Origin of the sequence: Zhongshania sp., assembly GCF_047636175.1 — a bacterium.
Classification (GTDB): Bacteria; Pseudomonadota; Gammaproteobacteria; order Pseudomonadales; family Spongiibacteraceae; genus Spongiibacter.
The window spans coordinates 156246-175043 of the sequence record NZ_JBLIKC010000001.1 but is presented as its reverse complement, the minus strand read 5'-3'; the positions used below and the strand labels follow the sequence as shown (position 1 = coordinate 175043).

The following is an 18798-nucleotide window of genomic DNA, read 5'->3' as shown; positions in this document are numbered from 1 at the left end:
ACCATAGGCGGAATAAAGGCTGGCAATAACAGTTAGTCTTGCTCACGCGCAATGCTGGGCACCGCGCCAGAATTAAACAGCGCCCGACTCTGCAAGGGTTTATTGCCTAACAATGGCTGCAACACTTGCCGAGCTAACTTCTTCGCCGCATTTAAGGCATCGCCACTAAAGTCATCGGCCGCCAACTGCAATAAATCAGCACCTAAAAATACTAAGCCCGGGGCACCACCCGGCACGGGAACAAAGCCTTCACCGATATTAAATTGATAATAGCCGTCTTCTCGGACCGCATCGTCACTGTGTGCACAGCTAGCGAAATTCACACCGTAACCTAGGGCATCTAACAAACTAAATTCAAAACGCCTGAGCGTCGGCTCAAAGGCCGCGTCAAGTTCAAGGCAACTCAGGCAGTGGGTGTAACTGAGAAACACATCGGAGTGGGGATCATGGCGGAACAGCAGCCGTTCTAACAACTCATTAATATAAAAACCGCAATACAGAGCCCTGCCCTTAAGGGCGTAGCTTCGCTGATGCTGGGCATCTAAAAGGGTCTTAAGCTCTCCGCGTCCCTGCCAACTTACAGAGACGAGATTAAACGCCTGCAGCGCAGCCCGCCATTGCTGCCGTGAACGCCCCGCCCCTCGCAAGCCTTTTGCCACGCAGGTAAAACGACCGTGCTCTAAGCTCAATAACTCAACTAAAGCACTGGTGTCGCGATAGGGGCGCAAGTGTAAAACAAAACACGGAGCGCCCTCAACGCGGTTCATGGTTATTTAAAATCGTTGTAACCAAGACTGCGCAATGCACGTTCATCATCCGCCCAACCAGACTTAACCTTAACCCAAAGACGCAACATCACCTTATTATCGAATGCAATTTCCATATCTTTACGGGCTTCAGTGCCGATTTGCCGCAACCGGCTACCGCCTTCACCAATAATAATTTTCTTCTGCCCGTCGCGCTCCACAAGAATTAAAGCGCTGATCTCCAATAGGCGTGGAGAGGCTTTAAACTCTTCAATTTCTACGGTCATCGAGTAGGGAATTTCTTCGCCTAGCTGACGCATGATTTTCTCTCGCACCAACTCAGCAGCCAAAAAGCGTTCACTGCGATCAGTAATTTGATCTTCAGGATACATATGCACTTTTTCGGGTAAAAATCGTGCGATAACCGCCTCCAGCTCCTCCCGATTATGGCCGCGTAAAGCGGACACTGGAACCACATCATCAAAGGTATGCTTAGTCTGCAAATTCTGAATAAGAGGCAATAATTGGCCCTTATTATCAAGCCGATCAACTTTATTAATAACAAGAACAACTGGGCAATGCGCATTTTTAATATTGCGCAACACCAGTTCATCGTCTTCAGTCCAGCGATCCCTATCTACTAGAAATAATACTAAATCGACATCCTTCATCGCAGAACTGGCCGCGCGATTCATGTAGCGATTCAGGGCCTTCTCTTCTTTGACGTGTAAACCTGGCGTATCAACATATATAAACTGCTTCGCGCCGTCTGTTTTAATACCTAGTACTTGGTGCCTAGTGGTTTGCGGCTTACGAGAAGTGATACTAATCTTCTGTCCAAGGATATGATTAAGCAAAGTTGACTTACCCACATTTGGGCGTCCTACAATGGCTATAAAACCACAGCGTTGCGTACTCATATCATTGGGCTCTTCATTGCTCATTCGGTATCCTTTAAGGCGGTCAGCACTTTTTTAGCGGCGGCTTGCTCGGCCTTGCGACGGCTGCTACCCGAAGCCGATATCGCTGATGTTAATAACGATACCGAACAACTCACTATAAACGTTTGTTGATGATCAGCGCCTTCGGTATCTAGAAGCTGATAATCAGGTAAAGGCAACTTGCGCGCCTGTAAAAACTCTTGGAGCTTAGTTTTCGCATCTTTGTGACTAGACTCTGGATTAAGTACCACAAGCCGAGAATCAAACCAAGCCAGCACCCGCTCACGACACACATCAAATCCCGCTTCAATAAAAATAGCACCTATCAGTGCTTCAACGGCATCAGCAAGCGTGGAGTTGCGACGATGACCACCGGTGTTTTTCTCGCCAGCCCCCAGTCGTAAAAAACTACCTAAGTCGAATTCTGTGGCAAGCTCAGCCAAGGTCTTGCCGCTCACCAAAAGAGCACGAATGCGACTCAGCTCGCCCTCTCGCAGATTTGGAAAGCGCTCATACAAAACCTCAGCAACAATCATATTGAGAAGGGAGTCCCCCAAAAACTCAATACGCTCATTGTTGTTTGCACTAAAGCTACGGTGGGTGATGGCCATTGCGAGCAATGACTCATCCTTAAATTGATAGCCAATCTTCTGACATAACTCATCAGGGGTTTTTAAATTCAACGCCGGGGCACCACAAAAAGTGCGTCATCAAAGCGAACCACAGCATCAATATTGAATATTAATGGGGTTCTCTTTTCGTAGCGAGCATCGATCACAACGCCCTTTTCATCATTGATTATTTTAATATCTCGCAAGGATATAGTTTCCACTCGATTGGTAAGAAAGCGCCCGGAGATATCGCGACGAACGCCGGCCGGCGTTGGATCACTGCCGCGATCCTGACCAGCAACATCCTCGAGAATTCGCGTCATGGTCCAGTAATCAACGTAAATAGGCATTAACTTTACGCCAACAGTGGCAAATATAATCACCGTACCCAATATCAGCACTGTGGGAATCATGCCTATACCAGCTTGTTTTGCTTTCATCGTTGCTGTCCTATCGCTAAGGTATACGACCGACTCGATTAAAACGTGGTAAATCACTAAAGGTGGGCCAATGCATCCAAATAGCAAAGGCCTGCCCTACTATATTCTCCTCAGGCACCTGACCCCAAACCCGGCTGTCACTGCTATTATCGCGATTATCACCCATCATAAAATAATGACCAGGGGCAACACTTGTCACAAAATCGCCGCGATAAATTCGTTTATCATGATGAATAAAGTGATCCACATTACCCAGCTGTTCACTCAACACTTGGGTCACCGGCTGCAAGGGCGGCACTTCAGCTATTAAGGTTCGCTGGATTAACTCATCATTAATATACAACTGCTTATTAACGTAGCGAATCTGATCACCGGGTAGGCCCACCACGCGCTTAATAAAGTAACGGCTATCGTTTGGAGGAAAAAACACCATCACATCGCCGCGCTTAGGTTCTCCGACTTCAAAAATCTTGGTGCCGACTACCGGCAAACGCAGGCCGTAATTAAACTTGTTGACTAAAATATAGTCGCCCACTTCTAAACTAGGCACCATCGACGCAGACGGAATTTGAAATGGCTCAATAACAAATGAGCGCAAGACCAACACCACTAGTAATACCGGAAAAAACGAGCGGGCATTTTCGGCAATGGGAAACATGCCACCGAACTCAGATTTTAATACATCTTGATCCTGCTTCACAAAGTAGGTGATATACACCGCCACGTTGCCAGCGCTGACGTAAGCTTGGCGAGCCTTTTCAAATACAAAGCGATCCAAGCCAGCAATGATACCCGCGACAATAGTCAGCACGACTAATACTAGTGCAAAATCACCATCTTTCAACAATACCACGCTGGCAATCCAAGCAAACCACGCAAATACAACCACGCGATAAGTCCATTCCAACCAGCCAGGCACCACTTGCTGACGGAGCGTATCCGCGTCGCCGGCCGTGCGTTTCTCGGCACACCATTTCAATGCCTGCTGCATTTGTCGGCGGCCCTTCACTTCTTGAATCAGCCAAACGACTAGCGATACAGCCGCAACAACCATTAGAATCAAATTCACCATGCAGCTATTTATCCTTTAACTATCAAGTTTAAGTACTGCCAAAAAAGCGGTTTGTGGAATTTCAACATTACCCACTTGCTTCATGCGTTTCTTACCGGCTTTTTGTTTCTCTAATAACTTACGCTTTCGCGACACATCACCGCCGTAACATTTTGCGGTCACATTTTTACGCAATGCTTTTACCGTTTGCCTTGCAATAACATGCCCGCCAATGGCGGCCTGAATGGCAACGTCAAACATCTGCCGAGGAATTAATTCCTGCATTTTATCAACCAACTGACGGCCGCGATTTTGAGCAATATCTCGATGCACAATTAAAGCCAATGCATCCACTCTATCACCGTTAATCAATACGTCCAGTTTGACTAAGTTTGCCGCTTCAAAGCGAACAAAACTATAATCCAAGGATGCGAAACCGCGACTAACCGACTTCAGCCTATCAAAAAAGTCTAGCACGACTTCGCTCATGGGGATTTCCCAGTTCAAGGAAACTTGCTGCCCTAGGAACTGCATATCTTTTTGCACACCACGCTTCTCTGCGCATAAGCTAATAACATTACCCAAATGCTCTTGCGGCACCAAAATATTGACTCTGGCGATTGGCTCACGGGTTTCTTCGACTTCACCGGGATCTGGCATGGAGGACGGATTATCAACCATCGCCACTTCACCGTTCTTTTTCAACACCTCATAAATTACCGTGGGCGCTGTGGTGATGAGGTCTAGGCCGTATTCGCGTTCCAAGCGCTCTTGAATAATTTCCATGTGCAAGGTGCCAAGGAAACCACAGCGAAAGCCAAAACCTAAAGCGTCTGAGCTTTCCGGCTCATAAAACAAAGACGCGTCATTAAGGGTGAGTTTACTCAGCGCATCACGAAAATCTTCATAATCTTCCGTCGACACCGTAAACAGCCCCGCATAGACCTGCGGCTTCACTTTTTTAAAGCCGGGCAATGAGTCAACTGTGGGCGTCGAGGCGTGAGTTAAAGTGTCCCCTACAGGAGCACCAAGGATATCTTTGATACCGGCAATAACAAAGCCAACTTCACCAGCGCGCAAAATACCAGTTGATGTCTGTTTTGGGGTAAAGATACCGACAACATCTACCACCTGCGACTTACCGAGTGACTTGGTGATGATTTTATCACCGCGCTTCAAAGTGCCATTTTTGACCCTGACCAAGGACACAACACCTTGATAATTATCGAACCAAGAGTCAATAATCAGCGCCTGTAAGGGCGCGTCGGGGTCACCAACTGGTGGCGGGATTTTAGCAACCAAATGTTCCAGAGCATCAATAATACCCATGCCCGACTTAGCGGAAACGGCAACCGCGTCACTGGCATCTACACCAATGATTTCCTCGATCTCGTGTTTTACCTTGTCTGGATCGGCTTGCGGTAAATCCATTTTATTCAAAATGGGCAATACTTCCAGCCCCTGCTCTATGGCCGTATAACAATTCGCGACCGACTGCGCCTCTACGCCCTGCGCCGCATCCACCACCAATAACGCACCTTCACAGGCAGCCAAGGAACGCGATACCTCGTAAGAGAAATCAACGTGACCTGGGGTGTCGATGAAATTAAGCTGATACGTTTTGCCATCGAGTGCAGTGTAGTTAAGCGTGACCGACTGAGCTTTGATGGTAATACCGCGCTCGCGCTCAATATCCATTGAATCTAAGACCTGAGCGGACATTTCTCGCTCCGTGAGACCGCCACAGGTCTGAATGAAACGATCAGCTAGGGTAGATTTACCGTGGTCAATATGAGCAATAATTGAAAAATTGCGAATTAAATCGAGACTAGACACGCTCGGCTTATACCTCAGAGAAACAAAAATGGTGGATTTTCGGAGGCGCGATTATATCGCAAAGCCACAGCTCTAGGCTATGAATAGACTCACTCAGAATAGGCAGTATCGTTAATAGCAACGGAATTAATCAAGGATGGGCTATATTTAGCCACTACAGTGGCCTGAAAAGCGGGTTTATTCTGAATATACATCGCGTGTAAACGCACCATTACCATACCTACAACGAAGCCGCTTAAGGCGCCTATCGCCGCAGTCACGTCGCCCGGCCGGTATTGTGCAGCCAAAGACATGCCCGCAATCATGGTAAATAATGGCGCTAAGTACACCATCATAGAGCCAACAATGAGGGCTCTCTCCGGAATACTGATTTCCACTTCGTCGTCCAACTGAAATAAATCTGCCGCGAGGGGTCCAAGCAATACTCGTAACTGATTGCGGCGGCCGTCAGTCACTTTGTTCATTAAACCTTGGCCACACCCCTTTTGAGCGGCACAACTGCCGCAGGTGCTGCGGCGAATTGTCTCCACCCACAAAGCTTGGTCTTCGATTCCGACAACGCGGCCTGTTTCACTGATCACGGCTGCTCCCAACTCAAAGATTTTGCCACTTGCTTGGCTGTTAACATCGGCACCTCACCAACTACTGTCGCAAACATCCCCGAATCAGGGAAGGCGACGGTATAGCTTACCGATGCGCCGCGGCGCATACCACCCTCAGTCACGGTCGCCGCGCCAGTATCAGTCTTTAACAGAGGTTCCACAAATACCGACATCACTGCAAGACCATCGGTATAAGTTATTGCGTCGCCATCATCTCCAGTATCTTTCAAGGGGGCAAATCCCGCAGGAATCCAATTAGGCCGCCAGCGCTCTGCCCGGCTTGCCACAGGACCATCTAGCACAACTGGTGTATGCTCAACTTCGATGGCACCATCGACCACTAACTCATTATCGGGAATATTCAAATCTAACATAACGTACTGAAATCGCTCCAGTACTTTGCCTTGCTGATTGACAATGTCTGAGCGCAGTAACAAGCCGGTTTCCTTGTCTAACGATAATTGATATCCGAGACGGTAAACATCGCGCGGCTTTATTGATAACGTTATCGTATTACGACCTGCCACCCGATCTTCACCCACTACATCAACGTCGTAATACCGATAGAAGCCTCGGTCTTCATCAGGATTAACAAGCCGAATCAACTGAGGCCCAGGGTGAACACAATTAACGTCGTGGCCGTGATGGACCAAGTCGTGGTGATCACCGTCAAGCGACTCCAAGGCTTCGAATTCTTTACCGTCATTAACAATATGGGTAATACGATAGCTACTCAACTGGTCACCCAGCTGATAAGTCACAATAGCGCGGTAATTTAGCTCACGATGACTGTGCGTCATTCGGTTAAGCAGTTCACTTCCCGAGTCAAGGCTTAAGACTGGGGCACTCGCCAAAACCGCAGCCAGCGTGGTGCAAACAAGCCTAGCGATCACTCTATTCGGACTCCTGCGAGACGACCCGCGCGTAGGACACCATACCTTGACCATTATTAAACGCGGCCCGATCGGTATGCTTGCGCAAATATGCTTCAAAGCGCTTGCGGGACTCAAGATCGTTATTCAGTAGCGGCCCAGCCGGGGAAGCCTGCGCCTGAGCACTAACCGCTACCCCACCCACTGCCGCGGACGAAGCCTGCGCAGGATATACTCGACCACTCACACCATTGTTGTCGGCCACCATCTGCGAGGAGCCACCAAACATGTTGCTACCCAGCGAGCCAATAACGATCACCGCAGCAACACTGGCCGCAATGGCAAGTCCAGAGACAGCCTGTTTCCAGCCACTTTCGGAGCCACTCATCTGCTCATCATTGGCAATCTCCGCCATCACCCGCGACGAAATATCCCAGCCTAAAAATGGACTACTCTCGTTTTTCAGCAGTTGTTGACCGCGGTGTAAGTCAGCCCACTCACTCCGAATTGCCTGCTGATCAGCGTTGAGAATACGCCTAAGCTCCAGTTCGCTAGCCTCGCCGTCCATCAATGCTGATAGAGATTCTCTGACGGTATCGCTCATAGTTCCACCTCTTCGCCACTTATTTGGGCTTTAACTCGCAAATCGACCGCTTCTCGGGCGCGAAAGATCCGCGACCGAACTGTACCGACCGGACAATCCATCACCGATGCAATATCTTCATAACTTAAACCATCAAACTCACGCAGGCTAAGGGCGGAGCGCAAATCTTCTGGCAGCGCTTTTATCGCGTCTTGTACCACCTTCTTCAGCTCTTCGCCGTAAAGTTGGTTTTCAGGCGTTTCAATATCCTTCAGACCAGAGGGGCCCTCAAAATATTCAGCGTCCGCGACATCAATATCCACTCCGGGTGGCCGGCGATTTCGCGCCACCAAATAATTTTTGGCAGTATTAATCGCTATTCGGTAAAGCCACGTATAAAAAGCACTGTCACCTCGAAATCTAGGCAGGGCACGATAGGCTTTTACAAATGCCTCCTGCGCCACATCCTGAATCTCATCATTATCTTTCACATAACGCGAAATCAAACCGAAGATTTTGTGCTGATACTTAAGCACGAGTAAATCAAATGCACGTTTATCGCCCTTTTGTACTAGCTCGACTAATTGTTGGTCGGTCTGTTTAGGCTCGGCCATATTGCCTCACCGCAAGCCTATCGGAGGCATCTACAGAGTAGACCACCGGGACTAAAAGAAGTTCTGTCATCGTATCCCTTTTCAGTATCTTCACCGCTTAATACGGTGGTTACGCAGGCAAATATTGGTAAGGCGACTCTCTATCAGTATACTTTCCGCCAATTTAGGTCCCGAGCGGCATATTATAGCTGCACTGCGACAGGAGCAAATAACAATATGACCCACTACCATTCACACGATGTTCTAGTGATAGGAAGCGGGGCCGCGGGCCTCACCTTGGCACTTCAACTGGCAGATACTGCACGTATCGCCGTTATCAGCAAAGGAGACCTTAATGCCGGCTCTACCTACTGGGCACAAGGCGGCATCGCGGCCGTACTGCACGACGGCGACAGCATTGATGCTCATGTTGCCGACACTTTAATCGCCGGCGCTCAGCTCTGTCACGAAGATAGCGTGCGATTTACTGTTAAAAACAGCAGTGACAGCATTAAATGGTTGCTCTCACAAGGGGTGAAATTCAGTCGCTACGAACACGGCAGCAACGCCTTTCACCTCACTCGCGAGGGCGGCCACAGTCAACGCCGAATTATTCACGCTGCCGATGCCACCGGGCGGGAAGTGTCGAAAACCCTTACCGCTCGTGCCAAAGAAAATACCAATATAGAGATTTTCACTGGCCACGTCGCAGTAGATCTTATCATCGATCAAGATCGTTGCCAGGGTGCCTATGTGCTCAACAGAGACAGCGGTCACGTCGAATTGTTCCACGCAAAAGCTATTGTGCTGGCGACCGGCGGTGCCAATAAGGCCTATTTATATACCAGCAACCCTGACGGTGCCAGCGGTGACGGTATTGCGATGGCTTGGCGGGCAGGATGTCGGGTCGCAAATATGGAGTTCAACCAATTCCACCCCACCTGCCTCTATCATCCCAAAGCCAAATCTTTCCTTATTACTGAGGCTATTCGCGGCGAAGGCGGCCAGCTTATCTCAGCCGAGGGCGAGCGGTTTATGTTTCGCTACGATGAGCGCGGCGAGCTGGCACCACGCGACGTGGTCGCGCGGGCAATAGACCATGAGATGAAACGCCTAGGCAGCGATTGTGTTTATCTCGATATTAGCCATAAATCACCTGATTTTTTACTGGAGCACTTCCCCACCATTAAGGCGCGCTGCCTTGAACTGGGAATCGACATAACCCGCGAAGCCATCCCGGTGGTTCCCGCCGCCCACTATACCTGCGGCGGGATTATGGTAGACCAACGCGGACAGACCGACATCCCAGGACTCTATGCCGTTGGTGAGACCGCTTTCACAGGTTTACATGGCGCCAACCGCCTCGCCAGTAATTCTCTCTTAGAATGTTTTGTATATGCGACCTCGGCGGCCGCCGACATTAGGCTTCGCCTGCCCGACTTACCGGCGCCAGATATTGCCCTACCCTGGGACGAGTCGCAGGTCACCGACTCTGACGAAGACGTTGTAATATCACACAACTGGGATGAGTTGCGTCGATTCATGTGGGACTACGTGGGAATTGTTCGCACCAACAAACGCCTAAAGCGCGCTTTAAACCGAGCCGCACTCCTACAGCAGGAAATTGACGAATATTATTCCAATTATAAAGTCAGCAACGACTTACTTGAATTGCGGAACCTGGCCATGGTGGCAGAATTAATTATTCGCTCGGCAATGCAACGAACAGAAAGCCGAGGCCTGCATTACACGCTTGACTACCCAGAACAGCGGGAAGTTGCCGAAGATACCATCCTAACGCCGGAAAACTATAAACCACATTCGATAAGCGTCATGACTTAGCTCATACGGACAAAACTCGCCAACTGACGCAACTTGCGATAGGAGTCAGGGCTAAGTTGATCGGCAAGCACTGGCACGGTGCGGCTCTGACCGCTGGGGAGTTTAAAACGCAGCACCACTGCAAACGGCAGTACGGTTGCATCAATACAGTCAACTTGCTGCACCGAGGGGCCAATAGAGCTTCGTACATCGCCCTGATAAATACGCCAACGATTATCCGAAAACGCTATTCGCTCCAGTGATCGGGTGTGAAAAAAGCACACGTCACGCAATATAAAGAACCCAGCGCTAGCCACTAGTAACATTGATACTGCGACGGCTAGCAAAGCCGGCAGTGCGAGCCATAAGCACATTGCCGCGATGCTGTGCAGCGTTACAAAGTAGGCACATAAACACCGAGAAGGCTTAAAGTTAAGATCGAGGGGTTTTGGTGAACGTGTTGATATCATTGACGATCAACGCTAACTCAGGGTCTTCAGGCAGACTTTTACTTAAAAACCACGCAAACAATTCCGTATCTTCGCTATCCAATAAGCGAATGAAACGCTGCTGACTCTCGTCATCTAAATCTTGAAAACGATGCTCCACATAGGGTGCCAGCACCAAATCTAACTCCAGCATGCCGCGACGACAGGCCCAGCGAATTCGCTTGAACTCATTTTCCGAAACCATTATCTTCCACTTCGTGACGGTAGCCTGCATTAAGCGGCTACAATAGCGCGTATTATAACGGTAATCGACGGCAATCACACCGCGCTAAATTTATACTTGCACTCTGCCAAACTGACACTAGTAGCAACACCTAACCCTCTGAGGGACTATGAATACATTCTGGGAATTTTTAAGCGCTCAATATCCTAACAGCACTATCTCGACAGGCAATTATTGGCATGCGCACAGCTCGTCAAACCAAGTTATTAGCGACTGCAATATAACTGTGCTTAGCCAGTACGGCTTCCTGGCGGTTGAAGGACCAGACAGCATTAAATTCCTGCAGGGCCAAACGACCTGCGACTGGCGTAAAATAGACACTGAACATGCTGCACTGGGAAGCTACTGTAATATTAAAGGCCGCATGGTTATGAGTTTTATCGCCGGCATGCAAACTAGCGATGCGGTATTACTCAGACTTCATGCCGATACTGGCGATTCTGCCTGCGCGACCCTGGCAAAATATATTGTTTTTTCAAAAGCAAAAATTCGTAATGCAACCGAGGAATACCTCGCAATCGGTATCTCTGGAAAAAATGCGAGAAGCAAATTAATACAACATATCGGTATGGCGCCCACCGCATCGATGACCCAAGTCACGGACGGTAAAATCGTACTAGTGCAGCTCGACGACATTGGCGAGCGGTTTGAATGCTGGACACCGGCTGCCTCCGCAGTTGAACTGTGGACCAAGCTTAGCGCCTGCGCTGCTGTCATCGACTCGACACACTGGGAAGCGCTGAATATTGCGGCGGGGCTTGGTGAAATTTGCACCAGCACCCAAGACACCTTCATTCCGCAGATGCTCAATTACCAAGTTATTGGTGGCGTCAGTTTTAATAAAGGCTGCTACACAGGGCAAGAAGTGGTCGCCAGGATGCAATATCGCGGCAAACTCAAACGCCGCTTATATCGCGCTAAAATACTGCGCTCCGAGACAATATTTGAGCACCTACCCGGTGCAGACTTATTTAATGGCGATGGACCACAAAGTATTGGCAATTTAGTCTCTGCGGTTAGCCGCGATAAGGAAACTGAACTCTTAGCCGTGCTCACCGAAGACGCAGTAAGCGCAAACAATATTCACTTTGCGAATGAGTCTGCCACTATGGAGATATTAGATTTGCCCTACACCATCACCTCGGCAAAATAAAATCAGTGGCGAAAATAACCCCGCCACACTTATCGTGCTGATAGTACTCAATGCCAAGATTAAATTCGTTTAAGTACCATTCGAATACCGGCGCTCATAAGCGGCACCAACAAACGATTATAGCAGCTTGGGAATATTCGCTGGATCACATCTAACAACTTGGCATCACTGCCGATAAGTACCCGAGCCTTAAATTTACGCATACCATGAATAATAACGGCAGCCGCTTTTCCAGACGTAGTCGCAGCACTGTGATTGAAAATATCTGCCGTTTTCGCCACATCTGCAACATTGCCGGTTATTGCATTTAAATGCCGGCCATTATTAACAATATTAGTTTTTACGCTCCCAGGATGCACGGTAACCAGCTTTACATTAGTGTCGCGCATACCCTGCCGCAGAGATTCCGATTAGCCTCTCACCACAAATTTGGCGGCGTTATAAGAAGATTGCTACGGCATTGATCTCAAGCCAAACAAGGACGAAACATTAACCACGCAGACCTCTGGGCGCGTCAATAGTACAGGCAGGAATGCCTCAACACCATTAATAACACCCCAATAATTCACGCCAAACAACCACTCCATATGTTTACGTGGCTGCTCAGCTGCATGACCACTCAGCGCCACACCGGCATTATTAAAAATACCGTCAACTACACCAAAGTGATCTTTCACCGACACTGCCCACGCAATCATTGCGGCATTATCAATAACATCTAACTTGGCCAAAAATAACTCAGATTCACTGCCATACTCACGCAGAGACTGTAAATTTCCCTCTACAATATCTGCGGCCGCAACACGCGCACCGACACCCCTTAAGCCGATCACTAATGCTCAACCAATATCCGAGCCTGCGCCAGTCACCGCAATTACTTTATTGTTAATAATTCTTCACAATTAATCCCTATTATCAACTTTCCGTGGCAATAGTATTATAACTTACTGGCGCCTCACTTGAGGCAGCAACAAACTCATATTCCACTGCCGAAAAATGGCGTGTTATCAGGCGATACTGCCAAGAAAAGCTTGGCCATAGCGAGGTATTCTTAGCATCTTTGTTAGATACCACCTGCTACAACCCGATGCCCACGTTGTACCTATAAAGCGCTGCTACATGCGAATTGCCACGCCCAAGTCACCAAAACCAGCATCAATAATGGCAACTTCGTCAAGCCCGTTTTTACGCGGTGCTCTATTTTCATCTTTAACCATTGCGCTATACCACTGCTGTTCTTGCCTGCCAGAATTCACCCAGAACTCTTGCCGTTAGGGCAGGCTCTTCAAGCATCGGCAAGTGGCCCACCGCGGGTAAAATTATTGCTTTGGCACCTTCGATTTGCTCACAAAATTGGTCGGCACAGGTCACACCCAAAACCTGATCAGAGTCACTCCACAACACCAAATTAGGTGCAGAAATTTTGGCCAAACTCAAAAAAGTATCTTTTAGGGAATCTACTAGATGCGAGAAAATAAAGTCATTTACCGGCTTGCGATGGCTCATTGCACCGGCAATAACGAAACTTAACATCATGCCAAAGATACGCTGACGACGATGCAGCGCTATCGCCAAAGCCGGCCAGATCCGGTATCAAGAGGAAATGATCTCTGCGCAATTTTGCCGCCAGATAGCTCCAATTCTCTCTACTTGACCCAAAACCATGAAGCAGTACCACTAACGACCCAGCACTATTTCCGCCGGCCCAACAACAAATATCATGATCGCCAATACGCTCGATTCGGCGCTTCAGCCCCCCTTAAATAACTATTAACGGCTGCAGGCGCTGCCATAAGCTTGCTTTAAGTTTCCAGCGAGCCACTAGCGCTTTATCTATATAGGCCAGCGGCGTCGCTAAATACCGACCACGCATGATATCTAACTCCGCGATCATGGTGGTATTTTCTACTGGAAGTTCATTGACCGTATTCACGCCTCGGCGCTTGCCAGCTTATCGTCATAGGCATTTATTTCCTCAACTAAAGAATCTACTTCTGCTAAGTATTGAGCATTATTATGATCCCAAGGATGGAAGCCCGGCTTGAAATAATCTAGCCACCCAGGGATCGTTTTGCGCAGTATTCCCGGCGAACCCCATAGGAAGTGCATCGTTTTAATCCAGCCCCTAATATTAAATAACTGACCTTCTCGACGCACTAGACCAATATGAAATGGAATAACCATCATCCAAAAAACCATTGTTGCAGCAATTAATGCAAAACAGCGTTGGAAATACCCGCGCAAACCGCCGCCTAATACTTGCTGGTATACATCGTAGGCCACCGCTTTATGCTCAGTTTCTTCCAGTGCATGCCATTTCCATATTGCCGCGTAGCGCGGCTCTGATCCCTTCAAGCAGCGAGGATCACTCAATACCCCGTTAGCTAGTATTGCGGTGAGATGCTCTAATGCAATGGTGCCTGCAAGTTGAGATGATTTAGGCGTAAAACGGGTGAGTAATTTCAACAACCAAATAACAATGCGACCATAACGCTCAGATGGCATTCCTCTCTTGGCCATGGCATCGTTATATTCTTCATGTTCACGACCATGCATTGCCTCTTGACCAATAAACCCACGCACCGACTCCTTTAGCTCAGGATCTTGAATCCGATCACGGTAGTAGCGCACACTATTTATAAAAAAACGTTCGCCATCTGGGAAAAAAATCGATAAAGCATTAAAGAAATGACTGATGTGAGCGCCACCCGCATGCCAGTCACCGATACGATCTTTAGGTAAGTGGAATTCAAGATTACGACGTACCGGCTGAACGATAGTTTTCATAAAGCATCTCCCTACAAGTCAACTTATGTGACATCAGTTAATGTAACACCAAGCGTGCAACGTTAATCTTGACATCAATCAATGTCAAGTATATCCGTGTTAAAACTTTCGCCACCCAGAGCGGCCCAAGATTTAGCCTGTGGAGATCTTGTCCGCGATAACACCGGCTATTAAAGTCGCAAGCTTTTAGAGGTGAGATAAAGGCAAACAATAACCACCACTGGCGGAGCGAACGGAAGTATTCTAGGCACACCCAGATAGGCCAAAATAGCAATCTGGACCACAAGATCTCAGCGGGTAACGGCCGACATGACCCGGATAGGCACCAAATATAGCGGCACAAGATAAGATGCTGTATCAGGATGTGAGGCAGCTAAAAGACTCCAAGCACTGCACAGCGCACTAGTCACGACCAAGCAGATGCAGATAACAAAAATAATGCTGCTTAAGCCCCTAGATCTTCTTACAGCACACCCGGTAACCGGCACTCTAATCGGCTGGCGTCTTAGCAGATAAAGCAAAAGCCTAAACACGGCGATCCGTAAGTAAATCCCAAAGACTGCTTTTGTTGGGATAACCATTCGCCAAAACAATATTCGGCTTTCTCCGCCTCATGAAAATATATTTCAAACGGAACATCTCCGAAGCAACAGAATCGTGGCGCGAGCGAATCTGCTGCATTCTTAACTCAGCGCTGAACTGGGCCAAGAATAAAACTTAAGTGAGCGAGTCTAATTTCACATGATTTAAAAAGGATTAAAATTTGCATATTCTGGCAGAGCTACTCTTATTCGCATTGCCTTTAAGGTTTCAAATGGGTTATCTACAATCATTGAATTTACCAAGCTGGCAGGCAAGGCACCAACGGGATTTAAATGCAGTTGAAACACCACCTTAGTTTGAGTGTCACTAAGCGGAGTCAACTCAAAAAAACCAGCTACCTCATCAACTCGCACTGCATTAGTTTTGGTCGGCAAAGTCGCTTGGGCAGATTCAGGAAGCGCATCGGCTTTAACTCCCGACAGTTTTACTGTCGTTACACGAGTTACCGTATCTTGATATATTTCATTGCGCAAAATCATTTCGCGATCGGCCGCTGGCCAGGGAAAATCATTCTGTAAGTACTGGTATCGGTCCATTAAACTGACTTTATAAAGTAGCTTAGGACTTTTGCATTTAAACATCCAATGTACAAAGCCACTGGTGTCATCCAACAAGGCCATTACTTGGTTAAGTTCAGCGTTGACTATCGATTCACCACGAAATGCCTTGTAATCCGAGCCCTCTACAGCGCGAGTATAAACTCGAATATCGTCTTCATCTTTTACTAGCTCCCACTCGCCGGCGAAAGCTGAAACACTGAGCAGTAAGAAAACCGCCAACACCAAACACTGCTCTTTAATTTTTATCACATCCACCTCCAACCATCGATGAGTTCAATTAATCCCAACATAAAATAAATATATTACTAGACCGTCACCGTCTAAAAGTTAAGCTTTTCGGTCTTTATACAAGAGCAGTTACATCCGATAAGTAAACTGCATAGCAACGGAACGTGGAGACTCAAGAAATCCCGTATGACTTGTCGCTCCGAATACCGTTTTCGACAAAGGTGTATCACCGGCATATACGATAATAACTTTGTCCGTTAAGTTTTTCCCTACCAGAGCCAACTCCCACTGCTTATCAATGGGGCCAATACCTATACGACCATTCACCTTGAAAAATCCGTCCTGTTCAACGCGCGGGTCAAGATTGGATGACGGGTTGTAGTTGTCAGTAAAGATAATATCCAAACCCATGCCAATCCCCATTGTTGGGCTAATAGGCCGAATATAACCAATAAGGAAGGTACCTGACCAGTCGGCGACATACTGGTTAGTCTGTCCCGTGTAGTCACAGCTAGTGCCATCTGCAGAAGTCGGCGCTTGATCTTGCTGGCACTGACCATTTTCAAAGTCAGTGAACTCGAAATCAAGCACCGCCAGGGCACCACCCAAACTAAAATAGTCGGTAATTTGCCAGCGGCCATCCATCTCAAGGCCCATGGTGACAGCTTGTTTCGCATTGCCAACATTGAAGCCCAGAGTACCGTCAAAAATACTAATTTGAAGATCGTTATACTGGGTATAAAATGCCGCAATATTCAACTCCGCTGCACCGTCTAGTAAACTTGTTTTGAGGCCCAACTCTAAGCTTCTCGCCTCCTCTTCTTCATATTCAAACGTGCCAACCAAAACCTGCTGATTAGGAGTAAGGGCACCTGGGTTACGGGGCGTAAGCTCAGTACTAGGCGACATATTTGAACGCGCATCAAAGCCGCCGGCTTTAACGCCCTTAGTCGCGGTAAAGTAGGCCATTGCATCTTGAGAATAATCCCACTGCACATTAACCAGTGGTGAAAAGGACTTCTCAGTACGCTTGCCACGCAAATCATGACGCTCTGCAGAAAAGGTAATAGCGGAGACGGTATCGACCTCGCTAAAAGGCAAAATATTACCCTCCAAATCAGTAAATTCAAGCTTGCGACTACCGGTCTTTTGTTCCAGCGTTCCGCGCCCACCAAAGGTTAAGCGCCAATCATCACCAAAGTGCAACGTAGTCTGCAAGAAAGCGGAGTATATATTTGATGTACTCAGAAACTGCCGAGGAGCGGTAATATTCGCTACCGCATTACCGGCATCACCGATACCAATAATTTCTTCTGGCGAGCCACCCAGAGGATTGGGGTCAAAATCGCCTCTAGCGCCTACCTCGGTAAGATCAGCGGCATTTAGTAACTGCACTACCACATCAGAATCTTGGATCAGCTTATCGCGGAAATCCAGCTCGTTGCGCTGCAGATAAATACCGCCGATGTATTCTATATCTTCCCCTGCCGGCGACATCCAGCGCAGCTCTTGACTGTACTGGGTATAATCCTCACCGAGCTCCAATTTAAATAATTCTGCCGCTGTCGCATCGCAGTCACAGAGATCGTTATAGGTATAGTGTAAGTAACCTGTTATGGCGGCAAATTCATGGCCACTGTCTTTCACGCTAAAAACGTTAAACGTCAGATTGGTGGTGTCATTATTACTATAATTACCATTAGAGCTGCCTTTATAATCCTGATAATTATTCCGCACTGACTCATCAGTATCAACATTCACAACCCCCGGAAACTGAGTATCATCTAAAATTTCAGCCTGCGTACGACCAGTAAAGAGCGGCACATCAGAGGTCGATGGCTCGTCGTTAATGACTTCACCCTGACGACCCACAGTATCGAAACTTCCGGTCTCCAATTTCAGGGATAGCTTAGTTTCATCGGTCGCCTGCCAATTCAACTTTATCCGATAAGTCTGCTGGTCATATTGCGGCCCCGTTGTCCCCAAAAACAAATTCTCCATAAAACCACCGTACTCACGGAGCCGGGCGGCAAAACGAAAACCAACGGTATCTGTAATGGGTCCCGACAGCATAAGATCATGAACGTTGTCGTCAAATTTTGGCTCATAAAGTGTTGAGAATAATCCTTCGAAATACTCTGTGGCATCAGCCGTAATAAGGTTTACCGCGCCGGCGATACTGTTTTTACCGTGTAATATATTCTGCGGCCCGCGCAGAACCTCAACTCTGGCTAAATCTAGAAATGGGGCTCTAGCTAACTGCGCGCGCCCGTAATAAATACCGTCAACATACATACCCACCGACTGCTCAAAGCCTTGGTTCATGCCCGTACCAATGCCGCGAATAAAAATATCAGTACTGATGCCACTTTCCGTTACAGTCAGGTTTGGCACGTAAGCCTGGAGATCTTCCATACGATTAATACCGGCTTCCATCATTTTTTCGCCACTAATGGCGCTAACGGAAACGGGCACATCCTGAAGACTTTGAGTCCGATGTTGGGCCGTAACAACAACCTCTTCCAACATAGCGGCAATTGATACTGAGGGAAAGACAGCAGACGTCAGCAGACAAAAAACGACAGATGTATTACGACTAGCCATGAACCAGAACCTACTTTTTAGTTTTATTGTTATAC

Annotated in this window: 22 protein-coding genes; 2 read left to right on the top strand and 20 right to left on the bottom strand. The window is 47.9% G+C overall.

Annotated elements, in window-relative coordinates; translation table 11 throughout:
- Positions 1 to 32: 32 nt before the first annotated feature.
- The 10 genes from recO to rpoE all read right to left on the bottom strand — a co-directional run bounded on the left by recO (position 33) and on the right by rpoE (position 8296).
- Positions 33 to 767, bottom strand: coding sequence for a DNA repair protein RecO (gene recO / locus ACI955_RS00870; RefSeq protein ID WP_415241842.1), 735 nt, complete (start codon positions 765 to 767; stop codon positions 33 to 35).
- 2 nt (positions 768 to 769) lie between these two features.
- A complete protein-coding gene (gene era / locus ACI955_RS00865; RefSeq protein ID WP_415241841.1) occupies positions 770 to 1690 on the bottom strand; it encodes a GTPase Era in 921 nt (306 codons plus the stop codon).
- Entirely contained in the window at positions 1687 to 2370 is a 684-nt protein-coding gene (gene rnc / locus ACI955_RS00860; RefSeq protein ID WP_415241840.1) for a ribonuclease III, read from the bottom strand. The genes era and rnc overlap by 4 nt, the downstream gene beginning before the upstream one ends.
- Entirely contained in the window at positions 2367 to 2738 is a 372-nt protein-coding gene (locus ACI955_RS00855) for a DUF4845 domain-containing protein (RefSeq protein ID WP_415241839.1), read from the bottom strand. Before ACI955_RS00855 ends, rnc begins: the two co-directional genes overlap by 4 nt.
- A 16-nt stretch (positions 2739 to 2754) precedes the next feature.
- Positions 2755 to 3810 carry a signal peptidase I gene (lepB, locus tag ACI955_RS00850; protein WP_415241838.1) on the bottom strand — a complete coding sequence of 352 codons (1056 nt, stop codon included), beginning with the start codon at positions 3808 to 3810 and terminating at the stop codon, positions 2755 to 2757.
- Between the two features lie 15 nt (positions 3811 to 3825).
- Entirely contained in the window at positions 3826 to 5625 is a 1800-nt protein-coding gene (gene lepA / locus ACI955_RS00845) for a translation elongation factor 4 (protein ID WP_415241837.1), read from the bottom strand.
- Between the two features lie 89 nt (positions 5626 to 5714).
- A complete protein-coding gene (locus ACI955_RS00840; protein WP_415241836.1) occupies positions 5715 to 6206 on the bottom strand; it encodes a SoxR reducing system RseC family protein in 492 nt (163 codons plus the stop codon).
- Positions 6203 to 7120: a MucB/RseB C-terminal domain-containing protein gene (locus tag ACI955_RS00835; protein WP_415241835.1), complete on the bottom strand. Its 918-nt coding sequence runs from the start codon at positions 7118 to 7120 to the stop codon at positions 6203 to 6205. Before ACI955_RS00835 ends, ACI955_RS00840 begins: the two co-directional genes overlap by 4 nt.
- 1 nt (position 7121) lies before the next feature.
- Positions 7122 to 7703: a sigma-E factor negative regulatory protein gene (locus ACI955_RS00830; RefSeq protein WP_415241834.1), complete on the bottom strand. Its 582-nt coding sequence runs from the start codon at positions 7701 to 7703 to the stop codon at positions 7122 to 7124.
- Positions 7700 to 8296, bottom strand: a complete 597-nt coding sequence (gene rpoE / locus ACI955_RS00825) for an RNA polymerase sigma factor RpoE (RefSeq protein WP_415241833.1) — start codon at positions 8294 to 8296, stop codon at positions 7700 to 7702. Before rpoE ends, ACI955_RS00830 begins: the two co-directional genes overlap by 4 nt.
- A gap of 216 nt (positions 8297 to 8512) precedes the next feature.
- Between rpoE and nadB the strand changes: the two genes are divergently transcribed.
- Complete coding sequence (gene nadB / locus ACI955_RS00820; RefSeq protein ID WP_415241832.1) at positions 8513 to 10117, top strand: L-aspartate oxidase; 1605 nt, start codon at positions 8513 to 8515, stop codon at positions 10115 to 10117.
- On the opposite strand, the gene ACI955_RS00815 is transcribed toward nadB, so the two are convergent.
- On the bottom strand, positions 10114 to 10566 hold the full coding sequence (locus tag ACI955_RS00815; RefSeq protein WP_415241831.1) for a protein YgfX: 453 nt from the start codon (positions 10564 to 10566) through the stop codon (positions 10114 to 10116). The genes nadB and ACI955_RS00815 overlap by 4 nt on opposite strands.
- Positions 10529 to 10789, bottom strand: a complete 261-nt coding sequence (locus ACI955_RS00810) for a succinate dehydrogenase assembly factor 2 (RefSeq protein WP_415241830.1) — start codon at positions 10787 to 10789, stop codon at positions 10529 to 10531. Before ACI955_RS00810 ends, ACI955_RS00815 begins: the two co-directional genes overlap by 38 nt.
- A 148-nt stretch (positions 10790 to 10937) precedes the next feature.
- Between ACI955_RS00810 and ACI955_RS00805 the strand changes: the two genes are divergently transcribed.
- Entirely contained in the window at positions 10938 to 11981 is a 1044-nt protein-coding gene (locus ACI955_RS00805) for a YgfZ/GcvT domain-containing protein (protein WP_415241829.1), read from the top strand.
- 59 nt (positions 11982 to 12040) lie between these two features.
- Here ACI955_RS00805 and ACI955_RS00800 read toward each other — a convergent pair whose 3' ends face one another.
- The 8 genes from ACI955_RS00800 to ACI955_RS00765 all read right to left on the bottom strand — a co-directional run bounded on the left by ACI955_RS00800 (position 12041) and on the right by ACI955_RS00765 (position 18763).
- Positions 12041 to 12370, bottom strand: a complete 330-nt coding sequence (locus ACI955_RS00800; RefSeq protein ID WP_415241828.1) for a hypothetical protein — start codon at positions 12368 to 12370, stop codon at positions 12041 to 12043.
- Positions 12371 to 12433: 63 nt separating this feature from the next.
- Positions 12434 to 12814, bottom strand: a complete 381-nt coding sequence (locus tag ACI955_RS00795) for an SDR family NAD(P)-dependent oxidoreductase (RefSeq protein WP_415241827.1) — start codon at positions 12812 to 12814, stop codon at positions 12434 to 12436.
- Positions 12815 to 13202: 388 nt separating this feature from the next.
- The gene (locus tag ACI955_RS00790; RefSeq protein ID WP_415241889.1) at positions 13203 to 13556 is read right to left on the bottom strand and encodes an alpha/beta fold hydrolase; all 354 of its coding nucleotides are present in this window, start codon (positions 13554 to 13556) and stop codon (positions 13203 to 13205) included.
- Positions 13462 to 13659 (bottom strand): alpha/beta fold hydrolase, encoded by a 198-nt coding sequence (locus tag ACI955_RS00785; RefSeq protein WP_415241826.1) that lies wholly within the window; start codon positions 13657 to 13659, stop codon positions 13462 to 13464. Before ACI955_RS00785 ends, ACI955_RS00790 begins: the two co-directional genes overlap by 95 nt.
- A gap of 81 nt (positions 13660 to 13740) precedes the next feature.
- A complete protein-coding gene (locus tag ACI955_RS00780) occupies positions 13741 to 13914 on the bottom strand; it encodes a hypothetical protein (RefSeq protein ID WP_415241825.1) in 174 nt (57 codons plus the stop codon).
- Positions 13911 to 14768 (bottom strand): metal-dependent hydrolase, encoded by an 858-nt coding sequence (locus ACI955_RS00775; protein WP_415241824.1) that lies wholly within the window; start codon positions 14766 to 14768, stop codon positions 13911 to 13913. The genes ACI955_RS00780 and ACI955_RS00775 overlap by 4 nt, the downstream gene beginning before the upstream one ends.
- A 746-nt stretch (positions 14769 to 15514) precedes the next feature.
- Positions 15515 to 16180 (bottom strand): START domain-containing protein, encoded by a 666-nt coding sequence (locus ACI955_RS00770; protein ID WP_415241823.1) that lies wholly within the window; start codon positions 16178 to 16180, stop codon positions 15515 to 15517.
- 108 nt (positions 16181 to 16288) lie between these two features.
- Positions 16289 to 18763: a TonB-dependent receptor gene (locus tag ACI955_RS00765; RefSeq protein ID WP_415241822.1), complete on the bottom strand. Its 2475-nt coding sequence runs from the start codon at positions 18761 to 18763 to the stop codon at positions 16289 to 16291.
- Positions 18764 to 18798: the final 35 nt, after the last annotated feature.

Bases quoted from the DNA above. Each gene is read 5' to 3' on its own strand.
- recO (WP_415241842.1), bottom strand. From the start codon at position 767: ATGAACCGCGTTGAGGGCGCTCCGTGTTTTGTTTTACACTTGCGCCCC.
- ACI955_RS00810 (WP_415241830.1), bottom strand. From the start codon at position 10,789: ATGGTTTCGGAAAATGAGTTCAAGCGAATTCGCTGGGCCTGTCGTCGC.
- ACI955_RS00855 (WP_415241839.1), bottom strand. From the start codon at position 2,738: ATGAAAGCAAAACAAGCTGGTATAGGCATGATTCCCACAGTGCTGATA.
- rpoE (WP_415241833.1), bottom strand. From the start codon at position 8,296: ATGGCCGAGCCTAAACAGACCGACCAACAATTAGTCGAGCTAGTACAA.
- ACI955_RS00775 (WP_415241824.1), bottom strand. From the start codon at position 14,768: ATGAAAACTATCGTTCAGCCGGTACGTCGTAATCTTGAATTCCACTTA.
- ACI955_RS00800 (WP_415241828.1), bottom strand. From the start codon at position 12,370: ATGCGCGACACTAATGTAAAGCTGGTTACCGTGCATCCTGGGAGCGTA.
- ACI955_RS00815 (WP_415241831.1), bottom strand. From the start codon at position 10,566: ATGATATCAACACGTTCACCAAAACCCCTCGATCTTAACTTTAAGCCT.
- ACI955_RS00805 (WP_415241829.1), top strand. From the start codon at position 10,938: ATGAATACATTCTGGGAATTTTTAAGCGCTCAATATCCTAACAGCACT.
- ACI955_RS00765 (WP_415241822.1), bottom strand. From the start codon at position 18,763: ATGGCTAGTCGTAATACATCTGTCGTTTTTTGTCTGCTGACGTCTGCT.
- nadB (WP_415241832.1), top strand. From the start codon at position 8,513: ATGACCCACTACCATTCACACGATGTTCTAGTGATAGGAAGCGGGGCC.
- lepB (WP_415241838.1), bottom strand. From the start codon at position 3,810: ATGGTGAATTTGATTCTAATGGTTGTTGCGGCTGTATCGCTAGTCGTT.
- ACI955_RS00830 (WP_415241834.1), bottom strand. From the start codon at position 7,703: ATGAGCGATACCGTCAGAGAATCTCTATCAGCATTGATGGACGGCGAG.
- era (WP_415241841.1), bottom strand. From the start codon at position 1,690: ATGAGCAATGAAGAGCCCAATGATATGAGTACGCAACGCTGTGGTTTT.